16 protein-coding genes and 1 tRNA gene are annotated in these 20,802 nt (G+C 60.2%); 1 reads left to right on the top strand and 16 read right to left on the bottom strand.

Annotated features, from left to right (window positions below; genetic code table 11):
• Nucleotides 1-159 precede the first annotated feature (159 nt).
• The 12 genes from JNK74_21090 to JNK74_21145 all read right to left on the bottom strand — a co-directional run bounded on the left by JNK74_21090 (nt 160) and on the right by JNK74_21145 (nt 13,442).
• Nucleotides 160-2,943, bottom strand: coding sequence for a hypothetical protein (locus tag JNK74_21090; GenBank protein ID MBL7648680.1), 2,784 nt, complete (start codon nt 2,941-2,943; stop codon nt 160-162).
• 101 nt (nt 2,944-3,044) lie between these two features.
• Nucleotides 3,045-3,437 (bottom strand): BlaI/MecI/CopY family transcriptional regulator, encoded by a 393-nt coding sequence (locus tag JNK74_21095; protein MBL7648681.1) that lies wholly within the window; start codon nt 3,435-3,437, stop codon nt 3,045-3,047.
• Between the two features lie 210 nt (nt 3,438-3,647).
• A complete protein-coding gene (locus JNK74_21100) occupies nt 3,648-5,288 on the bottom strand; it encodes an acetolactate synthase large subunit (GenBank protein MBL7648682.1) in 1,641 nt (546 codons plus the stop codon).
• 264 nt (nt 5,289-5,552) lie between these two features.
• Nucleotides 5,553-5,629 (bottom strand) — tRNA-Asp (locus JNK74_21105).
• Nucleotides 5,630-5,738: 109 nt separating this feature from the next.
• Nucleotides 5,739-7,175, bottom strand: coding sequence for a UDPGP type 1 family protein (locus JNK74_21110; GenBank protein ID MBL7648683.1), 1,437 nt, complete (start codon nt 7,173-7,175; stop codon nt 5,739-5,741).
• Nucleotides 7,176-7,233: 58 nt separating this feature from the next.
• Nucleotides 7,234-8,427, bottom strand: a complete 1,194-nt coding sequence (locus tag JNK74_21115) for a DUF1573 domain-containing protein (protein ID MBL7648684.1) — start codon at nt 8,425-8,427, stop codon at nt 7,234-7,236.
• A 4-nt stretch (nt 8,428-8,431) separates the two neighbouring features.
• On the bottom strand, nt 8,432-9,442 hold the full coding sequence (locus tag JNK74_21120) for an ATPase (protein MBL7648685.1): 1,011 nt from the start codon (nt 9,440-9,442) through the stop codon (nt 8,432-8,434).
• A 117-nt stretch (nt 9,443-9,559) separates the two neighbouring features.
• Nucleotides 9,560-10,396, bottom strand: coding sequence for a tol-pal system protein YbgF (gene ybgF / locus JNK74_21125; GenBank protein ID MBL7648686.1), 837 nt, complete (start codon nt 10,394-10,396; stop codon nt 9,560-9,562).
• A gap of 53 nt (nt 10,397-10,449) precedes the next feature.
• Nucleotides 10,450-11,313, bottom strand: a complete 864-nt coding sequence (locus tag JNK74_21130; GenBank protein MBL7648687.1) for a tetratricopeptide repeat protein — start codon at nt 11,311-11,313, stop codon at nt 10,450-10,452.
• Nucleotides 11,314-11,340: 27 nt separating this feature from the next.
• Nucleotides 11,341-11,853 (bottom strand): peptidoglycan-associated lipoprotein Pal, encoded by a 513-nt coding sequence (pal, locus tag JNK74_21135; GenBank protein MBL7648688.1) that lies wholly within the window; start codon nt 11,851-11,853, stop codon nt 11,341-11,343.
• A 437-nt stretch (nt 11,854-12,290) separates the two neighbouring features.
• Nucleotides 12,291-13,082, bottom strand: a complete 792-nt coding sequence (locus JNK74_21140; protein ID MBL7648689.1) for an endonuclease/exonuclease/phosphatase family protein — start codon at nt 13,080-13,082, stop codon at nt 12,291-12,293.
• An 18-nt stretch (nt 13,083-13,100) separates the two neighbouring features.
• The gene (locus JNK74_21145; protein MBL7648690.1) at nt 13,101-13,442 is read right to left on the bottom strand and encodes a cytoplasmic protein; all 342 of its coding nucleotides are present in this window, start codon (nt 13,440-13,442) and stop codon (nt 13,101-13,103) included.
• Nucleotides 13,443-13,675: 233 nt separating this feature from the next.
• Here JNK74_21145 and JNK74_21150 point away from each other — a divergent pair, with 233 nt between their 5' ends.
• The gene (locus JNK74_21150; protein MBL7648691.1) at nt 13,676-14,557 is read left to right on the top strand and encodes a polyprenyl synthetase family protein; all 882 of its coding nucleotides are present in this window, start codon (nt 13,676-13,678) and stop codon (nt 14,555-14,557) included.
• Nucleotides 14,558-14,597: 40 nt separating this feature from the next.
• Here JNK74_21150 and JNK74_21155 read toward each other — a convergent pair whose 3' ends face one another.
• From JNK74_21155 to JNK74_21170, 4 genes are all read right to left on the bottom strand, one after another.
• Entirely contained in the window at nt 14,598-16,772 is a 2,175-nt protein-coding gene (locus JNK74_21155) for an alpha-galactosidase (protein MBL7648692.1), read from the bottom strand.
• 292 nt (nt 16,773-17,064) lie between these two features.
• Nucleotides 17,065-18,399 carry a Gfo/Idh/MocA family oxidoreductase gene (locus tag JNK74_21160; GenBank protein ID MBL7648693.1) on the bottom strand — a complete coding sequence of 445 codons (1,335 nt, stop codon included), beginning with the start codon at nt 18,397-18,399 and terminating at the stop codon, nt 17,065-17,067.
• A 245-nt stretch (nt 18,400-18,644) separates the two neighbouring features.
• Nucleotides 18,645-19,088, bottom strand: a complete 444-nt coding sequence (locus JNK74_21165; protein MBL7648694.1) for a hypothetical protein — start codon at nt 19,086-19,088, stop codon at nt 18,645-18,647.
• Between the two features lie 7 nt (nt 19,089-19,095).
• Nucleotides 19,096-20,532 (bottom strand): hypothetical protein, encoded by a 1,437-nt coding sequence (locus tag JNK74_21170; protein MBL7648695.1) that lies wholly within the window; start codon nt 20,530-20,532, stop codon nt 19,096-19,098.
• Between the last annotated feature and the right edge of the window lie 270 nt (nt 20,533-20,802).

Below are 20,802 nucleotides of genomic sequence, written 5' to 3' on the forward strand. Positions count from 1 at the left end.
CAGTGCGAGCTCGTGACGTCGCCGGGTGTGGCCGATCCAAAATCAACCAAATTCTCGCTACCACGGTCCTCCGTGGTAGCGAATACCGTTCCCCTCTGCGGAACAAGACGTCGCGAGCGACGCTCCGAACTTTTCATCGTCTGTGGAAAAAGCGAAGCCTCACGAAGGGCTGTTCCCCGGCGCGTCCGCTCCACCCACAATATCCGCCTTAAGGAACAGAAGTTTCACACGCTCGTTACGAACTGGCCCAAGCATCTGACATAACCAACGCCCCGACTCTCCCAGTATAAGTTTTGTGTACAATTCGTCTACCTTCTCAACTGGCGTGTCTTCGACTGAGGCGCCCTGGGTCGTAAGCTTAAACGCTATTTCCAGCCCAATAAACTCCGACTCTTCCTTTGACGGTTTCAGTGTTGGTATGATCTCCAGCGAAAAACCCAAGATGTCAGATTCAGCCTGGCCCTCTTCCCCGGACGGCACCGCTTTCCCTATGCTGATAGACTCCTTCTGTCCCGCGTTCGCAATTATCTTCGGAGCAGATAACAGTCGTGCCTGGTTTTTCCCGACCAAACGGTGAACAAATTCAACGCAGGAAGACCACTTTTCCGAACTCTCGGCCCACAGCGCATAGTTGGTGCCGGTAACGTCTGCCTCACTATTTTCCGTGTTTTGTGATTCAGGCCGAGCCTGATCGCTTTGCAGGAGGTTACCTGAGATCAACTCGGTGAGCTGCGGACCGTCGGGAATGGAAAAATCGGCGTCCCGGTCCATCTCCACGATCATCGTGTCAATCGCAATTTGCCGCACCACCGCAAAGGGCAGGGTCAGCCATTCGCCCTTGGCCGCGTTTTTCGCGCTTTCGCCCAGGGCAGCTTTCAGCCGTGTTTCGTCTACGGTTCCATTCAGGATGTCGAGCCGTCGCCCCACGGGGTCTACGCGAACCTGCTCGGCCTGAATCTTACCAAAGTCTTCGGTCTCTAACAGCACATCGAAAAACAAGAGTGCATCGCCAATTTCCAAACGCTGTCCATCAATAACCATCTCCGGATGGGTGACATGCATGCTGCCCGAGATCGTAACCAGACCTGGGTCTTCAGTGCTGTAATCAAACGCCAATCGTTTCCCATGAATCGTTACGTCCTCCCCCTGAGGCTCATATTTCAACACCAACGTCGCATCGTCGATTGACTCAATTTTTCCCTCAGGAAAGCCCCCGTGAATGGTTTCCGCATTGACAACCAGGCGAGGCAAGGAAGCGCCGAAGTTTTCGGTTTCCGTCTCCTCGGGGTCCTTCGCTATTCGCTCTGGTCGAATGCAAACAACGTTCACACGATCCGCGTTCGTTTCGGAGACGAGATAGATCCAACCGGGTCGCTCCATGTTATTAAACTTTGCCGAACTCGAGGTTGCCACTTCATTGTAGCTCATCTTTCCCGCATTAATGCCTGCGACCACGGGTTGCCTGAGCGCGAGGTTCAAATCAAGCGACGGTCCCTGATTACCCAGATCGACGATTCGTGCGAGCATTTTCACCTGAAGTGCGATGAACTCCACGGTATCGCGACCATCGCGCACGCCGTCGAGCGCTGTCGGAATCACCGCGAGCACCGGCTCCGCCCCGGCATCGAAGCACCCCACATAGGTAAAGTCAGCTTCCCCGGACTCGCGGAGTGACTGAAGGCGCGCGCCAAATGAGGTCCACTTCTCATCCGACACTTCCCCCGAGGGCGTTTCATCGTTGCGATTTAGCCGTTCAGCCAGCGTTTTCCCATCTGGCAGCACCAGTTCAGCCGTCCGGTCAACCTGGATACCCCGTACCGCGATTCGGACAAGCATGCCATCGGCCTCCGGGGCAGCCACACGATCTCGTGCCCCACTTTCCACATTTAGGAATTCCTCCAGCGAATACTTCACCATGGGCCAAGACGGCCTAATCCCTCGTTTGGCAAACCCTTCGGAATCATCAACTCCGACAGCCGCCCCCGCTCCAGCTTTTACTTCCTCCTCCGTCGCCCCCGGCAACACCCAGCCCGCAACCAGCAAAAGCGTCACCAGCGCCCCATAGCGCCGCCAGCCTGACTCCGTGTATCCTCCTTCCAGCGCGCGGCGCACGCGGCGGTCAATTGCGCCGAAGTTGTCGGCCATGCCCGCCATGGCCCAGCTCGACTGGGGCAGCGAGACGCGCTCGGCCACGTTCACCAGCGTGCGCGAGTAGGCCGCGCCGCTGGCTATCCCTTGCGACAGCACGAGGTCGTCGCAGCAGAACTCGCGCTCTTCGCGGATGCGGCGGTTGAGCCACCACACGGCGGGATTCCACCAGAGCAAGGCTTGGGCGGCGGCCTGGAGGCTGTTTACCAGGGCATCCATACGTCGGATGTGGGCAAGTTCGTGGGCGAGGAGGATATCGAGTTCCTCATCGGGCATTGTGGCGACCCAGGCGGGCAGGATCACGAAGGGACGGAGGATTCCGCCCGACTGTGGGGCACCGACGCTTTCGCTAAGGCAGAGGCGGGGCGCGCGACGGAGTTTCATGGCGCGAACCGCCGCATTGAAACGCTCCTGGAGCGCCTCATCGGCGCCCGCGCCTTGCTTCATAAATTCCCTCGCGGCCAACCACTGCCGCGCGATGAGGACGAGGATGGCGATTGCGCCCGCAGCCTCCAGCAGCAACAGCCATGCCTTCGGGGAAAGGACGGGCGCTGGCGGCATCACGGGCGCAACCGGGACTATTGGGGAAGGCGTAGCCGGTGCTGGCGACTTTTCCACGGTCACGCGGAGGTCCGAATTCACCAGAGGCGCGGGCTCGTTGGTAAATGCACGCGCGAGCAGATCTGAGAATCCGTAGGCCACGCCGAAGACCGGGGGCACGGCGAACTTCAACAGGACCACCAGCAGAAGTCCGTAGCGCAGACCCGGACGAAGGGATCGGCCTGCGGCCAGCACCGCCAGGACCAGGAGAAGCAGCAAGCCCCCCTGTCCCGTGGAGACCACCGTCCACTCCCACCAGGTCGCCGCAGCCCGATTTAGTGTTTCCACTATTCCGTTCATGATTTGCCTCCTTTGCGTTCTTCCTGCTCATCCAATAACTGCCGCAACGCCGCTATCTGCTCCGTGCTCAAGGGCTGCTCTTCGAGAAACATGGACACCAGCGGAATGGGGTTGCCGCCGAAGACCCGGTCCACGAGTTTCTTCACCTGCTCACGCCCGGCGGAGTGGCCGCGCTTGTTGGGGCGATAGAGGAAGGCCCGCTGTCCTTTGAGCTTGCGATGGGAAACAAGTCCCTTGGTTTCCAAGCGCCGGAGAAAGGTGATTACGGTGGGCTGGGCCCAGCCGGTGGACTCCGCCAGGGCCTCGTAGATTTCGCGGGTGGTGCCCTCCCCCATCTCCACCAGGGTTTGTAAGACTTGCGCTTCCGCTTCCGAAATCAGGGGTGCCATGGGTGCCTCCTTGGGTTGGGCATGGGGCATTATGATTTACATTTGTAAATTTGTCAAGCATAAATTTACAAATGTAGATTTTGCATGTTTGGGAATTGGACTGGCGGCGGAGGCGCGGATGGAGAGGTTGGACGGTGTGGACAGGCGCCTGTGAAAAACGCGGGCTGATTTGCATCAGCCCGCGTTGGGTACTCGATTCTGGTGACGCTGCTAGATCAGCAGGCTCTTGGCCTTGAACTCGTGGTTGAGGATGCGGTCGTTGTCGGAGTAATCGATCGGTACGTCGATGAGGTGGACGCCTTTGCTATTGAGGCACTGCTCGATCAACGGAATCAACTGATCGGCGGTTTCGACCCGGTGGCCGAAGGCGCCGTAGGCTTCGGCATACTTCACGAAATCGGGGTTGCCGTAGTCCAGTCCGTAGCTCGGGAAGCTCATGTTGGACTGCTTCCACTTGATCATGCCGAAGGCGTCGTCACGGAGAATGAGGATGACGAGATCCATGTTGAGGCGGACGGCGGTTTCCATTTCCTGGGAATTCATCATGAATCCTCCGTCGCCGCAAACGGAGAGGACCTTTCGGTCGGGGAAGACGAGCCGCGCGGTCATGGCGGAGGGCAGGCCGGCGCCCATGGACGCGAGGGCGTTGTCCAGCAGGACGGTATTGGGCTGGTAGGCCTTGTAGTTGCGGGCGAACCAGAGCTTGTAGACGCCGTTATCCAGGGCGATGATACCGTCTTTCGGCATGACTTTTCGGATGTCGGCGACGAGGCGCTGGGGGTAGACGGGGAAACGGGGGTCGTCCGCGCCTTCGAGGATACTCTTCTCGATGTGCTCCTTCACGACTTTGAATCGCTTGAAGTCCCAGGATTCCTGAATCTCCAGCTTTTCCTTGATGCGCCAGATGCTGTTGGCGATATCGCCGACGACTTCGAGCTGGGGAAAGTAGACGGGGTCGACTTTTGCGGAGATAAAGTTGATGTGGATTACCTTGAGGTCTTCCCGGCCCATGAAGAAGGGAGGCTTTTCGATCACGTCGTGGCCCACATTGATGATGAGGTCGGCCGCGTCGATGGCGCGGTGGACGAAATCGTTGGCGGACAGCGCGGAGTTTCCGATGAAGAGTTCGTCGTGCTCATCCACCACGCCCTTGCCCATCTGGGTGCTGAAGAAGGGAATGCCGGTCTTGTCGATGAACTCGCGAAGCATTTTCGAGGTCAGCTTGCGGTTGGCGCCCGCGCCGATGAGGAGGAGGGGGTGCTTTGCGTCCTCGATCATGTTCACGGCGGCGCGGATGGCCTTGATCTCGGCGATGGGCCGCCGGGTGCGGCTGGCGGGGATCAGGGGCGAATCGGTTTCCTCGGCGGCGACGTCTTCCGGCAGTTCCAGGTGGGAACAACCGGGTCGCTCTTCTTCCGCGATGCGGAAGGCTTCGCGGACGCGGGCGGGGATGTTGTTCGCGCTTACGAGTTGCCGGGTATACTTGGTGATGGGCCGCATCATGTCGACCGCATCGATAATCTGAAAGTGGCCCTGCTTGCTTTTCTTGACGGGCTTTTGTCCTGTGATCATCACCACGGGCATGGCGCCGAGCTGGGCATAGGCGGCGGAGGTCACCAGGTTTGTTGCGCCCGGTCCGAGGGTGCTGAGGCAGACGCCCGCGCGGCCGGTCAGGCGCCCGTAGGTTGCGGCCATGAACCCGGCGGCCTGTTCGTGGCGCGTCAAGATGAGTTCGATGCTGGACTGTCGAATGGAGTCGAGCAGGTCGAGATTTTCTTCACCGGGGATGCCGAAGATATATTTTACACCTTCGGCTTCCAGGGCCTTCACCAGCAGGTCGGATGCTTTCATTAGGGCTCCTCTATATCGGCCGGGGGCGCTGCAAAACCACGGGCCGACAACAGCAATTTCAATTCGCCATCAACTTCTGTCCGCGCGGGCCTGGACAGTTCCGAATTGCGTAGACGAATCCGCGCGCTTGACGCGAACCGTATCGCTTCCAGTCCTTGCCCACAATACCAAACCGCGCCCTGCGGAGCAAACTCACTTGGACACACACACAGTACAGGTAAAAAAAAACGCCAGCAACCCGAGAGTCACTGGCGTGATATTTTATGGCGGAGACGACGAGACTTGAACTCGCGACCTCCGGCGTGACAGGCCGGCGTTCTAACCGACTGAACTACGCCTCCGCTGCATAAGAGCGTTTCCGCTCCCCCCGAAGGGAAGACTAATATACCAAATGTTTCCGGGCTGTTTCAAGCGTTCAGCGAACTTTTTTTCGCGTATCGCGATTTTTTTTTACGCGCGCGCGTTGCCGTCGGCGTCGATAACCAGATCGGCCTCGACAGGCCAGGCCTTCCCGACGCTCTTTGCCACGAATTCATCGCACGTGAGGGCGAAGAGGGGGCTGATCTCGATGGCGATGGCCGACTTGCCGTCGGCCCTTCTTGGCACGGGTTGTCCGGCGGCATCGAGCCACTTCGCCCAGAAGTTGGTCATGCTCTCGCGCGCCGCGACGACGGAGTTGTCGCCGTCGAACTGCTTGGTGGGGGTGTACTCTCCGGGCGGGTCGATTTCCAACGCCACGGGGGGATGGTTCGCCATGCGCAGGGCATCGAAGACAAAGGTCTCGAACTTGTAGCCGTTGGGCCTGTCCGGACTGATCTGTTCCCCTTCCGCGTTGATGTAGGGGATCTTCTTGTGGGCCAGGTGCCAGGGGAACTGGTCGAAGTTGTCGTAGACGCGCTGGACGAAGTCCACCGAGAGAATGTGAATGGCCGGATTGCCGGCGTAGTATATGACTTTGCCGTCGGCGTCGGTTTCGAGCAACTGGGGATAGATATCCAGTTCACTGTATTCGATTACCTGGTAGACGCCATCGCAAAGGCAGTGGACGCCGACCGCTTCGCGGGGCTCGTGCTTCCGGTGGTTCTTGCTGGAAATCTCCGCCTGGGCCTGGAGGTGATAGCCGATGAAATAGGGGTCGGCGACCTTGACGGCCCAGTTGTCCACCTGGAAGTAGCAGAGGGTATCGATGCCGCGCTTGCGGGCGTCGTCCAGCACGTGGTGCTCCACCATGGCCTGGATGCAGCCGCCGTGGCCGTTGGGGTTCATGGCGAGGCGCCCCTTTTCCTCCAGCATGAATTTGCCCTCGCCGTCCATACAGGGCACCATGTGCTGGGTGATGAATATCACGTCCGCCGGGGAGAGCCCGAAGAAGGCGTGCTCTTCGAAGTACGCTTTTGTCGCGGGGCCGTTGGTGTTGCTGACCATGATGTACCAGGGCAGAACGCAGCCATAGCGCCGCTGGAGATTCAGGATTTTCTCTGCGTGGTACTGGAAGAGCGATTTGCCGGTGAGCCCGCCGATGGGGTAGGAACCTTTGGGGCCGTCGAAGCCGAGGCGCGTGCCCTGGCCACCGGCAACGAGAAAGAGGCCGATGCGACCGGCGCGCAGGGCATCTTCGCCCAGCGCAAGGGCCGCCTGCGCGTCGGGGCGCCGGGGATCCACGATGGGGATGACGGGCACGGGTTCGATCCGTTCAAACGCGGCAACGACCGGTGTGGACTTGATCCACTCGGCGGCCAGCCGGTCCATCAAGGGGAAATCGACCTGGGACAGATCCGCCAGCAGGGCTTGGCGGCCCGCGGCGTCCAGTTCGTCCCAGAAGCGGAACACGTGCTCCTGCCCATGCGTTGCGGCGATGTCCCGAAGCTGAATTTCACTCATTCCCATGCGATGCACTTCCTTCCTGGCGTCTCAACTTCTGTTTTGCCTGGGTCGCCGGCATTCGTCAATGGGCGTGGCTCCCCTCGGCATTTTCTTCGTTGGTAAGATTGCGGATACCCACAATCTCGGTGTAGGTGTTGCCTTCGGCGGTGACTTGAACGCTCACGGTCTCGTCAAAGGGTTTGCTCCGAGCCTCGGCATCGGGCACGAGCATGTCGACATGAACTTCATTGGGGGAGCTTCCGGGCACGACGCTGGCCGTGATCGCGGGGCTGCTCGTGGCGGCAATGGCCAGGGCCAGGGGCCCGGTGGAGACGAAGGTGGCGCGCGCGGTGAAGTTTGCGCCGTCCGCACCTGGGCGGAGCATGGCGCGTTCGGGGTAAACCGGGGCGGGCGTGTAGGGCGCTTTGGCGGTGCCGGTGACGTGGATGCGGTGGCGCGGCAGACGCTTCACATCCGTCAGAAGGACGACGTTGCGCTCGAAGGCCCCGGCGGATATTTCGGGCCCGGTGGTGATGATGATGTCGCACTCGGACTTGCCTGGTGTCTTCCACTGGTCTTCGGGGAGCACTTCGACCCGGGCGGTCAATCCGGGAATCCGCGGGGCGCGGGGGCCGACGGTAAGCACTTCGACCCCGGTCACGTTTGCGGGGGCGTCCTGAATCTGCCGGAATCGGACGCGCCGCTCAACGACGTCGCCCTTGTTGAATTCGCCCAGCACGAGTTCTTCGGTCTCGATGTAGTATTCCGGCTCGATGGAGGCCCGAACATCCACGGTGACCTGGGGCTGGGCGGGGTCGGTCGAGGTGATGGTCAAGATCTTGTGGGAACTGAAGCCCGGGACGCGGTCGGGATCGAGGGTCACATCGATCCAGGATTCCTCGCCCGGCTGAATGGTCGCACGTTCCGGGGGAATATTGCCCATGGTGCAGGCGCAGGTGGTGTCGATCTTGGTGATCTTGAGGGGCATCTTGCCGTCGTTGAACACCTTCAGCTTGTGGTGATGAATCTGGTCGTTCTTCACGGTGCCCAAGTCGAGGTCATTGGTCTCCAGGCGTATGATGGAAACCTGCATGGGCTCGCCGACGGGGGGCATGGTGCCGTCCGCTTCGCCCTTGGGGGCGCCATCCTTGTGAAGCGACTCGATGAATTCCTCGTCGGATTCGAAGTCGTTTCCGCCGCACCCGGCGAGCGCCAGAATGGGCGCGGCGATGATGAATCCCCACATCAAGAGAATGAGTGCACTGCGCTTTTTCATTTTGCTACTCCGATTTGAAGCGTACGCCATATTTGAGTTCGGACTCCTCAAGGGAGGCTGAGAGTTGCTCGTAACAACGGTCGGTCAGGGTACAGTCGAGCTCCATGCCCAGGAGCAGCGCGCCAACCACCGGCTCGTAAATCGGCATGACGAGTCGCGCGCCGGGGCACTCCCGGTGCACGACGACGGCGAGCGCGTCGACGAGAACCGGGCTCATGCCTTTGAAGACACTGCCGGCCATGACGACGTCGAAGGTATCCCGTTGCATATTCAGGTGTCGGATGGCGGCATTGACCATCTGGCCGAGGTAGCGCCCGCCCCACTCCAGGATATCGCAGGCGATGGCGTCGCCCTCCCACGCCGCATCGAAGACCAGCTTGGCCATGGGCTGCAGATCGCGGTAGGTAATCTTTCCGTAGTACATCTGGTGGAAGAGTTCGTCCACGTCCTTGCAACCGGCGCGATCCACGAATTTCTCGGTCATGAGGGTGGGGCCGGTGACACCGTCCCGGGCGCGGAAGACCGCCTTGAGCCCGTGGATGCCGATGGAGGAGCCGCTCACGCGATCACCATAGTCTTCGCTGATGCCGCCGACGCGGGTTTCTTTGCCTTCGCGGTTGACGCCGGCGCAGACGCAGCCGGTGCCGCAGGCGATGACGACGCCGAAGGGGTCCCGGGTGCCGCCGCGCAATCCGCCCATGGAATCGTTGCGGAAGACCCTGGGAATCTCGCCGAAGAGGGGGGTGAAGAGCTCGCGCTCCAGCATGACGTAGTCGTCCGGAATATCGGCGCCGGCCACGCCCATGCCGATCCCGCTGATATCTTTCAGTTCCAGTCCGGCGTGCTCCAGCGCCTCGCCGACCGCACGCTCAATTTCGCGGCGGGCGGCCTCGACGCCGTACCCCTCGTAGTTGCCGGTGCCGCCCCGGCCAAAGCCTTTGATCTGCCCTTGTTCATCGCCGATAAGGCAGAACGTTTTCGTTCCGCCGGCGTCCAGTCCCAGATAGAAGGCCATAAACTACGTTCCTATAGTGCCGGGCAGTGCATAACTGCAAAAAACGCGGGAAAAAAATTCCCGCGTATTGTCAACATTGTAAGGGCAGAATACAAATCATCACGGCATGAAATTCGATCAGTTGCCTCTCAGCTTGGCAAGATCGGTTTCCGCCTGGCGTGCCGCGGTGGTGGTGGGGTATTTCTTGACCACTTCTTCCAGCAGCTTCTCCGCCTCGTCGTTGCGACCGAGCCGGGAAAGGGCCACCGCCTGAGACTGCATCGCCTGAGAGACTTTGCTGTCGTTCTCGGGGTATTTGGTGCGAACATTCTGGAATGCGCTGACGGCGTCATCATACCGCTCGAGTTTCAGGTAGCAGCGGCCCTGCCAGTACTGGGCGTTGCCGGCCTGCTCCGTGTTGGGGTAGCGATCAAGAAACTCCGAGAATTGCTGGAGCGCGCCTTCGTAGTCGTTGCTCAGCCAGACTTTCTGGGCCTGCTGATAGGCGGCCAGGGCCGCGCCGGAGTTTGCCGCCGTGGCGGGCGCCTCGGGGGCGGGTTCCGCCGCCGTGCCCAGGGCCGCGCCGGGGTCGCCCGCGGCGGTCGGGGGCACGATGGCGACGGTGTCGGAGGGCATCTGGGCTTCGGCGGCCTTGCCGCCGGCGGTCAGATTGAACTGACGGTAGATCGTCGTGGTCAGTTCGCCGAGCTGCTTTTCGAGTACGTCGAGCTTGACCTGATTCTCTTCCATCATGCTCCGCAACTGGCGGGTCTGCACTTCGGTTTCGTCGACGCGGCTGACCAACTGGGTGGTCGTCTCGTTGAGCTTTTTGATGGCGCCGTCGAGGTTGTCGTTCAGGTTCGTTACCTTGCGGTGCGTGTCGTAAAGGAGGGTTTCGACCTGGTTCGCGGCTCCCGCTTCCAGGCAGGATCCCAGAACGACCAGCACGCCGAGGCTGCACATTGTGCGTACCATGTGATTCGCTCCTGCTGTTGATGCATGGCGGGGGTTTGCCCCGAATAAAGTACTCATGGATTGCCCTTCCGCAGGGATTCGAGGTCGCGGCTTGCGTGTTCCGCCGCGGTAGAGGTGGGGTAGTTGGCGACCACCTCTTCCATCAGCGCGACGGCCGTTTCCCGATCACCAAGCTTGTAATGGGCAACCGCCTGATTGTGCAAGGCGTAGGCCATATAGCTGCTGTCGGGATAGTTGCTCCGGACAGCTTCGAAGGCTTCAATGGCCCTGGAATACTCGCTCTGGTTCAGCAGTGACTTCGCGATCCAGAACTGCGCCTTGTCACGGTTCGGCGACTTGGCATAGGTATCGAGGAATGCGGTGAAGGCCGCAATGGCCCCGGCATAGTCCTCGCTCTCGTACATCGCCTTGGCGGCGGCAAAGGCATTGCCGTCGTCCGCATTCGCCTTATCCTCCGAGATGAGGGGCGGAGCCGCCTCTGCCCCGGCAGGCTGCGCGATTTCAGCCGGAACAGTGGATGCGGACGAAGTTGCCGCCTCGGGGGACTCGACGGGAGCGGGCTCTTGCGAAGGACGGGACTTCGGGATGGGGGTGGGCGAATAGCTCAAGCCCCAATGCCGATAGAGCGTCTTCTTGAGATCTTCGAGCATCTTGATCAGGTTGTCGACCTTGCGCTGATTTTCTTCCATCAGCGAGGCCAGCAGTCGGATCTGCTGCTCGTTTTCACTCACACGGGCCATGAGGGTGGCCGTGGTCTCGTTCAGCCGGGCCAGCGAGTCGGCCATGCTCGTGTCGAGCAGGTTGACCCGCTGATGCATGTCGGTCACCACGGTCTCCATGTTCTTGGAGCCCGTGGTGACACAACCTGAAAACAGCGTCACAGCCAGCAGGGCCGACCATGCTATGTTTCTATGCATGCGCACGCGATACGTCGCTTCCCGCAATTAGTTTGCAGTCGCCCGCATGAACTCGGCGCGGCGGTTCTGAGCCCAGGCGGCTTCGCTGCTGCCGGGGACGGCGGGGTTTTCTTCGCCGTAGCTGATGGTGATCATGCGATCACCGGAGATGCCGAGCTGGCGGAGGTGTTCGCGGACCGCCTGGGCACGACGTTCGCCGAGGGCCAGGTTGTACTCCTGGGTGCCGCGCTCGTCGCAGTTGCCGGCGATCTGGATGATGACATTCGGCACTTCCTTGATGCGCTCAGCGTTGGACTGGAGGGTCGCAATCGCTTCGGAGCTCAGGGAGGAGCTGTCGAAATCGAAGTAGATCGGCTTTAGGCGGGAATCGCCTTCGAAAAGGAGCTTTTCGAGATCGACGTTGGGCAGACCGCCGGTGCCGGAGCCTTCACCACCGGCGTTCGCGGAGGTGTCGGAAGCAGCGTCAACGGGCTTGTCTTTCTTCTTGCAGCCAGCGAAGCTGACCACCATGAGGGAAAGGCACAGTACAGTAAGGAACATTCGATACGGGTTTGACTTGTGGGCTTGCATGGTTCTCTCTTACCCCTAGTTCAGGTTAATTGGTTTCTCACATCCACGACACATACGCTTTGAATTGATGCAGTTTACGGGTAAGTCGTTTCGGGCGCAGCACCCGCGTATCAGCACCTTGAGCTGCATTTTTTCTCCGCGCAAGCGTATTTTACAATTTTGAAGGCCCTGAACACAACTTTACGTCCCGCACGCGCTTCGAGACATTTTCCGGGGTGTTTTCTACCCAATCTATGGGCAATGGGCGACAAAAAGTTCCCGATATTCCGCAATTCATCGGTGGAAATAGCAACGCTTACTGGCATTACAGGAATTTGTCAGAATTCCCGTCCTTGCCGACGTTGGAAAAGTGTTTTCGTATCATTTTGCTCCATTCCGGAGCACTGGGCTGCAACAATAGTGGCTGGTCAGGGCGTGGAGAATTCCAGGGTGCAGAGCAAGGCAAAATGATCGGAGGCCAGCGTGTTTTCTATTACCCGGGTCTCTTTCGCGACCCAGCGTTCCCTCGGTGAAAAAAATACGTAGTCGATCTTGATTTCGGGCTTGTTGGAGGGAAAAGTAGGTGGCGCGTCGAGCCCGTCGGTGGGCGTCCAGGATTCTTTGAGAATCGTGACGGTCTCACTGTCCGGCGTGGCGTTGAAGTCCCCCGCCAGGAGGCGGGGCAAGTCGCGCTTTCCGAATTCCTGGTTGATCATCCGAGCCTGCGCCGCGCGATCAATTTTCGAGGCATTGTCCAAATGCGTCGCGACAAAGGCTATCGATGGCCCGTCGGGCAGGTCCAGGACCGCTTCCAGAGCGACCCTGGGCTCGTTGTCGGGCGAGGAAGGCAGTGGGATTGCGCGGGTACTCCGAAATGAATAGCGGGACAAGATAGCGACGCCATACTCGCCGCCATCGAAGGCCATGGCCCGGGCAAAGAGGGGGTGAAGCCTGGTGCGGTGGCCAAGTTGCGTGGCCAGGTCCTGACCGCCAACCCGTCCCGTTCGCACGTCTACTTCCTGCAAGGCCACGAGGTCCGGGTCCAGGTCGAGAATGACCTGGGCGACCACATCGAGGTTGCCGTCTTTTTTCATGGTCGCGCCATGGAGAATGTTGAAGGTCAGTACTTTGATTGTTGTTGTTTTCATGGTGTCCGCATAAACTTCACGGTCCGTGCCGGCGACCAGCAGCGCCAGCAATCCCAGTCCTCTAGCTACCATCCACATGGATGCCTCGTTTCAGCCCCTATCCGCAGTCGGCTCGTTGACTGCGATGGAATAGAGCCACCATCGCTTTGACGCGGCCCCCGCGCGGGGCCGCCGCTCGAAATAGACTCGCCAGGTATTTCCGCCCGCCGTGGCGAATCGGTACCAGTGTTTACGCACGTACAGTTCACCGCTGCCGTGGGTGCAGGGGCCCAGCCCCCGACCCGATTCCAGCACCGCGAGCACGGGATAGGTGGCGCCGCGCCAGACAAAGGCGCGGGGAATGAGGGGCTCTCCGGCAATCGCCGGGGAATCCAATCCTTCGCCCTTGAAGAGGGGACGGAGCGCTTCACTGATCAATTTCTCGGCGGGCATATCCTGTATTCCGCAGCCGCCCCATGGAAAGGCGCATGAAAGGGAAGGAGACTGTTGCGACCACTATACCAGAACGATCCACCCCGCCCCAACGCCGCCGATTGGAACCCCAAAAGGCCCTGTGCTATACTCCACCGGTGAACAAAACCATCGATTTGACAGATCTGTACCGTCCAGTTCAGGCAGAGCTCCACGGGGTCAGTGACACCATCCACCAACTCTGGGTGGATGCTTTGACTCTTGTGCGCATCGACGCGAGCACGATGCCGAGGACGGGCGGAAAGTTGCTTCGCCCCGCCTTGTGCCTCCTGGCGGCGGGGGCGATTGGAGGTCGCGATCTGAAGCAGTACGTCACCCTGGCCAGTTCCTTCGAGGCGCTTCATATCGCTTCGCTGGCCCACGACGATGTGATCGACAAAGCGCTGCTCCGCCGGGGCGGATCCTCCCTCAATGCCTTCTGGGACAATCACGCGGCGGTACTCGGCGGGGACTACCTGGTGGCGCGGGCCGTGGAAATGCTTTCGACCTACGATGTCTGCGCCGTGGTGGCCAACGCCATCCGCTCGGTGCGCTGCATGGCGGAAGGCGAGCTTTACTTCTTCGGTCGCGAAGACGAGCCCATCATTGCGGAAGACTGCATCATGCTGGCGGAGCAGAAGACGGCGAGCCTTTTTGCGGAGGCGTGCAGCGCTCCGACTTATGTCATCGACGCACGCCATCGAAAAGCACTCTATCAATTCGGCATCTCCCTGGGGATCGCATTCCAGCTCGTGGACGACATGCTGGACATCACCCAGACCACGGAGCAACTTGGCAAACCTTCCTGCTGCGATATTGTGGAAGGCAAGAAGACCATCCCCATCATGCACCTGAAGAATGGGTTGGACGGGGATGATCTGGCGCGGCTCGAATCGATGCGCGGCGCGGACATCACCGAAGCGGATCGGGCGTGGGTCATTGCCCTGGCTGAGGAGACCGGCGCGCGGGAAAAGACCGAGGCCATCACCAATGCCTACGCGGACGAGGCCCGCGGCCACCTGGCCCAGCTCCCCCCCAGCGTCTTTCGGGACAGCATGGAAGGCATCGTGGAATTCGTGATGGTGCGGGTATCCTGATTTCGAATCTCGGCTTCGTTTCGAGTCGGGCCCGAGGTCCTCATTCGATTACGTACCAGGAGAATCCCCCGGTCGGAACCGCCACTTTAATGTTCACACCGTAATCCCGCCCAATTTCCACCCGCTGCGACGCACCTTCGGCCCCGGTTACCGTTGCGGCGTCGGTGAGACCGGTATAGTAAAGATTCACCGGCAAGCTGCGCGCCACCGGCACCGCGGTGGGGTTGAAGACCGCGAGCATACCCTTGTGCTTCAGGCGCGGATTCACGTGGAGCATCCAGTCAAGGTCACGGCCATCGGCACGGCGCCCATGGACGAGATCGCTTTCCAGGATGTCGCGGTAGGTCTTGTACCAATCCACCCACCGCTTCACCATCGCCTTTGTGCGGTCGGTATCGTAGAGGCGGGGCCCGCGATAACAGGCTTGGACGCCCAGCGCGAGATTGGAAAAGAGCATCTTTTCATAATGCTCCAGATGGGTGTCGAGGGGCTCTATCGTTGCCACCTCTCCCCCACCCTGGTATTCCGTGAGGGGCACAAACATCCAGCCCATGCCTGGTGTTTTCTCCCAGGCGCCGTCGTAGATATTCTGGCGTGTGTGAATAACCTGCTGGGCGCGGGGCAAGCTCCAGTTGGTTTCGCGGTAGCCCATGCCACTCTTTGTGGAGCCGGCGAGGTAGTAGTAGTCCGGCACATTCAGCGAGATGCCGCGCCCGCGACACCACTTGTAATAATCCGTGATGGTGCGCCACTGGGTCCACTGGGAGTCCTCATAGCCCCGATGTCCCGGGTGAACCGTAGAGCGGCAGGTGTCGCCGGGGTAGGAGCCGTCGTGCTCCAGCAGGTCAAACCCGGTGGCGGGATAGTAATCGTAGAGGTTTGCGAAGTACTTCTTGCCCCACGCGCTGCCGATGCAGGGCGAGTGGCCGAAGGTGGGCGATTCTCCCTCCCCCATCACCACGTCATTCTCCGCATCGATGGTGCGCGATGCGAGGAGGGAATAGCCGCCGAGTTCCACGCCGCGCTGTTCGGCGTAGTCCGCGTAGGCCTTCATCCGCGCCCGGTTTTCTTCGCTCGCGTCTTCGATTTCGAAACCGCTGCCAAAGGAGAGGATAGCCATTTCGAAGCCGACTTCCGCGCACTGGTCCAGCGCCTTGTAGACCGTCTCGGGGTCGCTCTGGCGAATATGGAGCATGAGCGGATTCTCGGTGACCCAGGGAGCGATGAGGCGGTACATGCGGCGCTGGGCCAGGCCGTTGCGCTCGCGATCCGTGCTATCGCGCACGAGGAGGAAGGTGCGGAAGGACTCGAAGGTCTCTCCCGGGGCAATATCCACTGCGGGCCCAAGGGTGGGGCGCACTTCGAGCAGGCAGGGGTTGAGCCGCTCGTAGTTGACCTGGGTTTGATACTCGGGATCGGGAACCCAGTGCACGGCGTGGCGAGAACTATCGCGGACACCCATGCCGCCGAAGGCGTAATCCGTCTCCACGTGAAGGTTGGGGGTAATGTAGTCCACGCCCCGGTTGTCGACGTCGGACCCATATTCCACCACGGCCAGGACTTCGCTGGTAAAGCTGTCGAGCCGAACGGGCGCGGAGCTGTTGTTTCGAAGGGTAATCCACTTGGAGAGCACGGGAATGCCGTCGTAGAGCTCATAATGCACCGACACCGTTACGTCGCTCCCCCCTGCCGGCGCGGCGTAATCCATGCGCAGGTACACACCCTTCGGGGGCCAGGTCGCGTCGGGCGCATGGCGCCGCACCCGGGCCCAGGCCATGCGCTCCCGGGGAAGCCCCGTCTCGAAGCCGGTGAATGTCATCGCGCCGGGGGAGGCCGTCAGTGAATCGAGCCATTCCGGCGCGAGAAAAGCGTAGTTGGGCTGACCCGCGAGTCCGCCCACGTCGACAGACTGCCCGTTCAGGGTTACTCGCGCTTCCGGCTTCACGCCACGCAAAATAGCCTCGCCGGTCATGAGGTTGTCGAAGGCGACCGTGGCGACGTTGGGCGACAGGCGAAATTCGCGCCGGATCAAGCCGTTGGAAAGCACCAGTGATTGGGCGTCGGCCGAGCGGTAAATCCCGGCTGGCGTATCACTCCCCTTGACCAGCCAATCGCCCGTCGTGGGGAGGGCAGCTTCGGGCGGCAGATCGGCCAGCGTGGCGCCGAAGGCAGAAACGGAGAGGCCAAGGCAGAGCAGGACCAGGGATGGGCGCATGGAATCTCCTTCGATAGACTACTTTCGAGCTCGGCAGTTCGCTCGTGTGTACGCGAAGTGCTTCGCATCGGCACTAGAGCGGCGTATTGCCCGCCATCTCGCGAATTTCCGCCAATTCTGTTTGTGAAGGAATCCTGAGATCGAGCCGTCCGTTTTCGAGGGCCATGAGGATCACCAGTTCCTCTTCGTCGTAACGCATGGGAGAATATTCCTTTTCGGTTGGGGAGCACTAAAATGCCCGTGGACCCAAACCAGATCCACGGGCATGTTACACCAAATCAGAAGACGCAGGCTACACCGTCCAGGGCTTGCGGTACTCGCGGGTGAGCCATTCCGCCTTGCCGCCGTTGCGGGCGAGCTTCATCTGCTTCGGCTTCCACCCGATGGTCGTGTGGTTGTAGTAGGCCTGGTTGAGCAGGTGGCAGCAGATGGCGGTGCGGCCACCGACGATCTCGTTGGTGATGGGTTTCTTGCGGGTCTGGACGCAGTTGAGGAAGTCCGCGATGTGGTCGCGGCTCTCATAGAGCTTCACCTTGGCGTTGGCCAGGTATTCCTTCTGCACGAGAATGATCGAGGCTTCAAGCGAGGTGCCTTCGCCCTTCTGCGCGTGGCCCGTGACCTTTTTACCGCCGAGCCAGAATTCGAACTGGCCGCGGTTGACCTTCACTTCGCCGTCGGCGCCATAGAAATGGGCGCCGAAGCCACTCTTGTGATGGACCGTCACACCGCCCTTGTAGTGGAGGATGCCACCTTCGACCGCCGCAGGATCGGCCGGTGCTTCCACCTTGATCGGGCCGCTATCGTCCATGTCGAGGCCCCATTGGGCGATGTCGAGGTGGTGCGCACCCCAGTCGCAAACCATGCCGCCGCCGTACTCTTTATACAAGCGCCACATGGGGAAGTGGTCGTGCTTGCCGCGCGGACTGAGCACGGAGTTGTAGGGGCGCATTGGGCCTGGGCCCACCCAGCCTTCCCAGTCAAGACCGGGTTCCATGGGCTCTTCGGGGAGGTCGCAGGGAACGCCCGGCGCGCCGAAGCTGCACTCCACATGGCTGATCTTGCCGATGGCGCCGTTGCGCACGAGCTCGCAGGCCACGCGGAACTCTTCCATGGAACGCTGCATCGAGCCGGTCTGAAGTACGCGCTTGTACTTCTTCACCGCCTTCATGATTTCCACGGCTTCATGCACATTGTGCGTGAGGGGCTTTTCGCAGTAGACATCCTTGCCCGCCTTCAGCGCGGCGATGGTCTGGATGGCGTGCCAGTGGTCCGGCGTCGCGATGCAGACGGCGTCGATGTCGTCGCGGGCGATCAGTTCCAGAAAATCATTGTAGGCCGCGCAATCCGCCGCGCCAAGCTCCGGGCGGGCCGTGTAGAATTCGTTCACCCGCTGCTGGGCGGCCGTACGGCGCGTGGTATCCACGTCGCAAACGGCCACAATACGCACGTTCGGGCGCTCGATGAAGCTGTTCATCAGATGGTTGTTCTGCTTGCCCGTTCCGATGAAGCCCATGGTGAGGCGCTCACTGGGCTTCACCTCCGCGGCCCAAACTTTGGAGGGGAGAAGGAAGGGCACCGCCGAGAGGGCGGACGCCTGCTTGAGAAATGTTCTGCGGCTGGATTTCATGAAATGATTCCTTCGTTGAATCTGGTTCCCGACAGTCGAGGGCCAGCAGGATCCCACAAAAGCACGTCAAATCACAAGCAAAAGGGACGGACCCGCGCGGGGGCACTTTTCCGGCGTGAAGATAACCCCGATTCCCAGGGAACTACCCGACGTGGCAACGCCCACCGCGATGCGCGGGCCAGTCCCCGTGGATGTGAGGCGACAATGTTGGCGCTAACGACGGAACCTGAGAAGCGGGAGCGTATTCAGTCACGCGACAACACCACATTCCCCAGATCAATCGGGTGTTCACATTCCCCATCAAGTTCATTGAGTCTAAACTCAAATACGGCTGGCACATAGCCATCACGGGTGAGCACAATCCGGCAGGTATCCTCTGGGCTCTTGTAGCCGTTCAACCCCCGACGCTGCTTGCGACCGAAAGCCAGAAGATAATCCATGTCGATCGTTCCATCGGCGGAGAATCCGATTAACGACTCATCCGGATACCGTATGGAATCGCTCTCAAATTCCAGGTACACATCGGACAGTGCTGCTCCATCTTGTGCGTCTACTACGGCCCCGGTTATTCTCAAGGGAAATACGAAGTCACTATGGCGGTGAGCAAGACACCCTGAACCCAGGAAGGAAGCGACGATCAGTGTCGCGACCCAGGCTTCCGCCATACGAATACTGGCTCGATTCTGCATAGGGTGGCTATTCCTTTCGAATCGCCACCGCGATATCCTCAAAGAACTCCGGCGTCACGACCCGGCTCTTTCCGCCGGTGTGTTTGATTGTCTCGCCAACCGTCTTCTCGCCGGTCTTCGTGTTAAGCCACTCAACCGAATAGGCGCCTTCGGGCAGTTCCAGATCGAATTCCGCCGAAATTGGCTTTCCCGCCTCCAGCGCCTCCTTCTTCATGCGCAGGTATACGGCATAGGCCACGCCGGGCTCGGCGAGGGCCTGGGCACGCACGGGCTTCGACACCTTGCTCACCAGCGACAGGGACGGCTGCATTTTCACAAAGTCGAAACCCTCGACAAACTGTTTCAGCGCGCTGAGCTGCTTGCGGATCGCGGGGCCACCGCCGCCGGGGGACTCGAAGGCCATGAAATCGCCCTCGGGATGCTTCGCGGTGAAGGAGTAGTCCAGATGGTTGAACACCGCGCCACCCGCCAGAATAAAATCCCAGGCTTCGCTGCGGTAGGGGAAATCTTCTTTGCCGTCAAAGCCCGTCTCGTTGTCGCCGATGACGCGATTGTGACCGTAGTTCATGGTCACGGCTTCCGGGTGGGCATAGTGAAACTGAAGCACCTTCACCTCCGGGTGAGGGTTTTCCACCTGCGCTTTCTGGTTGGCGATGTTAAGCGAAATCAGGTGGCGCACGCCCAGCTTCGTTTCTTCTTCCACGATCGTGTCGACGATCTGGTGTTGAAACTCCAGATTAACCGTATCGTCAACATAGGGTTCGTTGCACACTTCGTAGATCAGGTTGTCGAAGTCCTTTAGCTCCTGCACGATCTTCCGGGTCATGGCCACCTGAACATCCGTCAGATCGTCGTGCATGAGCTTGTACACTTCCTGGCGCGGACACTCCCCCACGCCGTTGATGTTGTTGGCCGCGTTCATCGGCGAGGCGGCCCAGAGGGGGTCTTCATAGAGCGTGCAGAAAAGGGTGAACTCCACGACCACGCCGGCCTCCGAAGCCTTCGTCATATAGTCTTTCAAGCGCTCGAAGTAGGCCGGGTCCCACTGGGTCAGGTCGAACTTCGGGCCACGATCATTCGTGCCCGGTTCGGCGCTCCGGGCCCAGGGCGTGATGTAGCGCGATGCGTCGGGCGCGAGGGTATTGTCCGTTATGCCGAAATTGTGGGCGAGTTCCACATAGCTGCCGGAAAAGGTCCGGGTGAGGTTCAATCCATCCTTTTGCAGCGTTTTGAAGTAGCGGGCATAGTCGAAGTCGATGTTCATCAGCGCGCCGTAGTGCTCGCCGGAGGTAATCAGGACGGTGGGCTTACCGCGCCACTGGAAATAATGGGGGTTGTCCGGGTGAAGCGCAATCGGCGTCGCGGGCGCCGCGAGAACGGGAATGGAAGCCAGGAGGGCCGCCAGAGAGAATGCCAGGGCGAACAAATGATTCAAGTGACGCATCAACATTATCCTTCGTCGTAAACTTGGTCGAATTTTTTTGATATTCGCCATTGAAGCACCGAGAAGACTGACGGTGCAAGTATTGAGGGCCCACCGGAAGGAAACCAAAGGGAGTTGGCCAAATCAGAAGCCACCGGTAGAACCGGTGGAATGAGGAAGGCTTCTAAAAGGAGCCGCGGTGGATTGAGTGTAAAGTCACGTTGGGTTTAGTCCCGCAGGGACGGCATATCGTAGCCCAGGTCGAAGACCCGCCGTGGTGGGCGCGAGCGA

The organism is Candidatus Hydrogenedentota bacterium (assembly GCA_016791475.1).
Classification (GTDB): Bacteria; Hydrogenedentota; Hydrogenedentia; order Hydrogenedentales; family JAEUWI01; genus JAEUWI01.

What these genes read in the sequence shown, in the direction of transcription:
- JNK74_21170 (MBL7648695.1), bottom strand. Translation starts at nt 20,532, where the DNA reads ATGCGTCACTTGAATCATTTGTTCGCCCTGGCATTCTCTCTGGCGGCC.
- pal (MBL7648688.1), bottom strand. Translation starts at nt 11,853, where the DNA reads ATGTTCCTTACTGTACTGTGCCTTTCCCTCATGGTGGTCAGCTTCGCT.
- JNK74_21160 (MBL7648693.1), bottom strand. Translation starts at nt 18,399, where the DNA reads ATGAAATCCAGCCGCAGAACATTTCTCAAGCAGGCGTCCGCCCTCTCG.
- JNK74_21155 (MBL7648692.1), bottom strand. Translation starts at nt 16,772, where the DNA reads ATGCGCCCATCCCTGGTCCTGCTCTGCCTTGGCCTCTCCGTTTCTGCC.
- JNK74_21140 (MBL7648689.1), bottom strand. Translation starts at nt 13,082, where the DNA reads ATGGTAGCTAGAGGACTGGGATTGCTGGCGCTGCTGGTCGCCGGCACG.
- JNK74_21100 (MBL7648682.1), bottom strand. Translation starts at nt 5,288, where the DNA reads ATGAAAGCATCCGACCTGCTGGTGAAGGCCCTGGAAGCCGAAGGTGTA.
- JNK74_21120 (MBL7648685.1), bottom strand. Translation starts at nt 9,442, where the DNA reads ATGGCCTTCTATCTGGGACTGGACGCCGGCGGAACGAAAACGTTCTGC.
- JNK74_21115 (MBL7648684.1), bottom strand. Translation starts at nt 8,427, where the DNA reads ATGAAAAAGCGCAGTGCACTCATTCTCTTGATGTGGGGATTCATCATC.
- JNK74_21110 (MBL7648683.1), bottom strand. Translation starts at nt 7,175, where the DNA reads ATGGGAATGAGTGAAATTCAGCTTCGGGACATCGCCGCAACGCATGGG.
- JNK74_21165 (MBL7648694.1), bottom strand. Translation starts at nt 19,088, where the DNA reads ATGCAGAATCGAGCCAGTATTCGTATGGCGGAAGCCTGGGTCGCGACA.
- JNK74_21130 (MBL7648687.1), bottom strand. Translation starts at nt 11,313, where the DNA reads ATGCATAGAAACATAGCATGGTCGGCCCTGCTGGCTGTGACGCTGTTT.
- JNK74_21145 (MBL7648690.1), bottom strand. Translation starts at nt 13,442, where the DNA reads ATGCCCGCCGAGAAATTGATCAGTGAAGCGCTCCGTCCCCTCTTCAAG.
- ybgF (MBL7648686.1), bottom strand. Translation starts at nt 10,396, where the DNA reads ATGGTACGCACAATGTGCAGCCTCGGCGTGCTGGTCGTTCTGGGATCC.
- JNK74_21095 (MBL7648681.1), bottom strand. Translation starts at nt 3,437, where the DNA reads ATGGCACCCCTGATTTCGGAAGCGGAAGCGCAAGTCTTACAAACCCTG.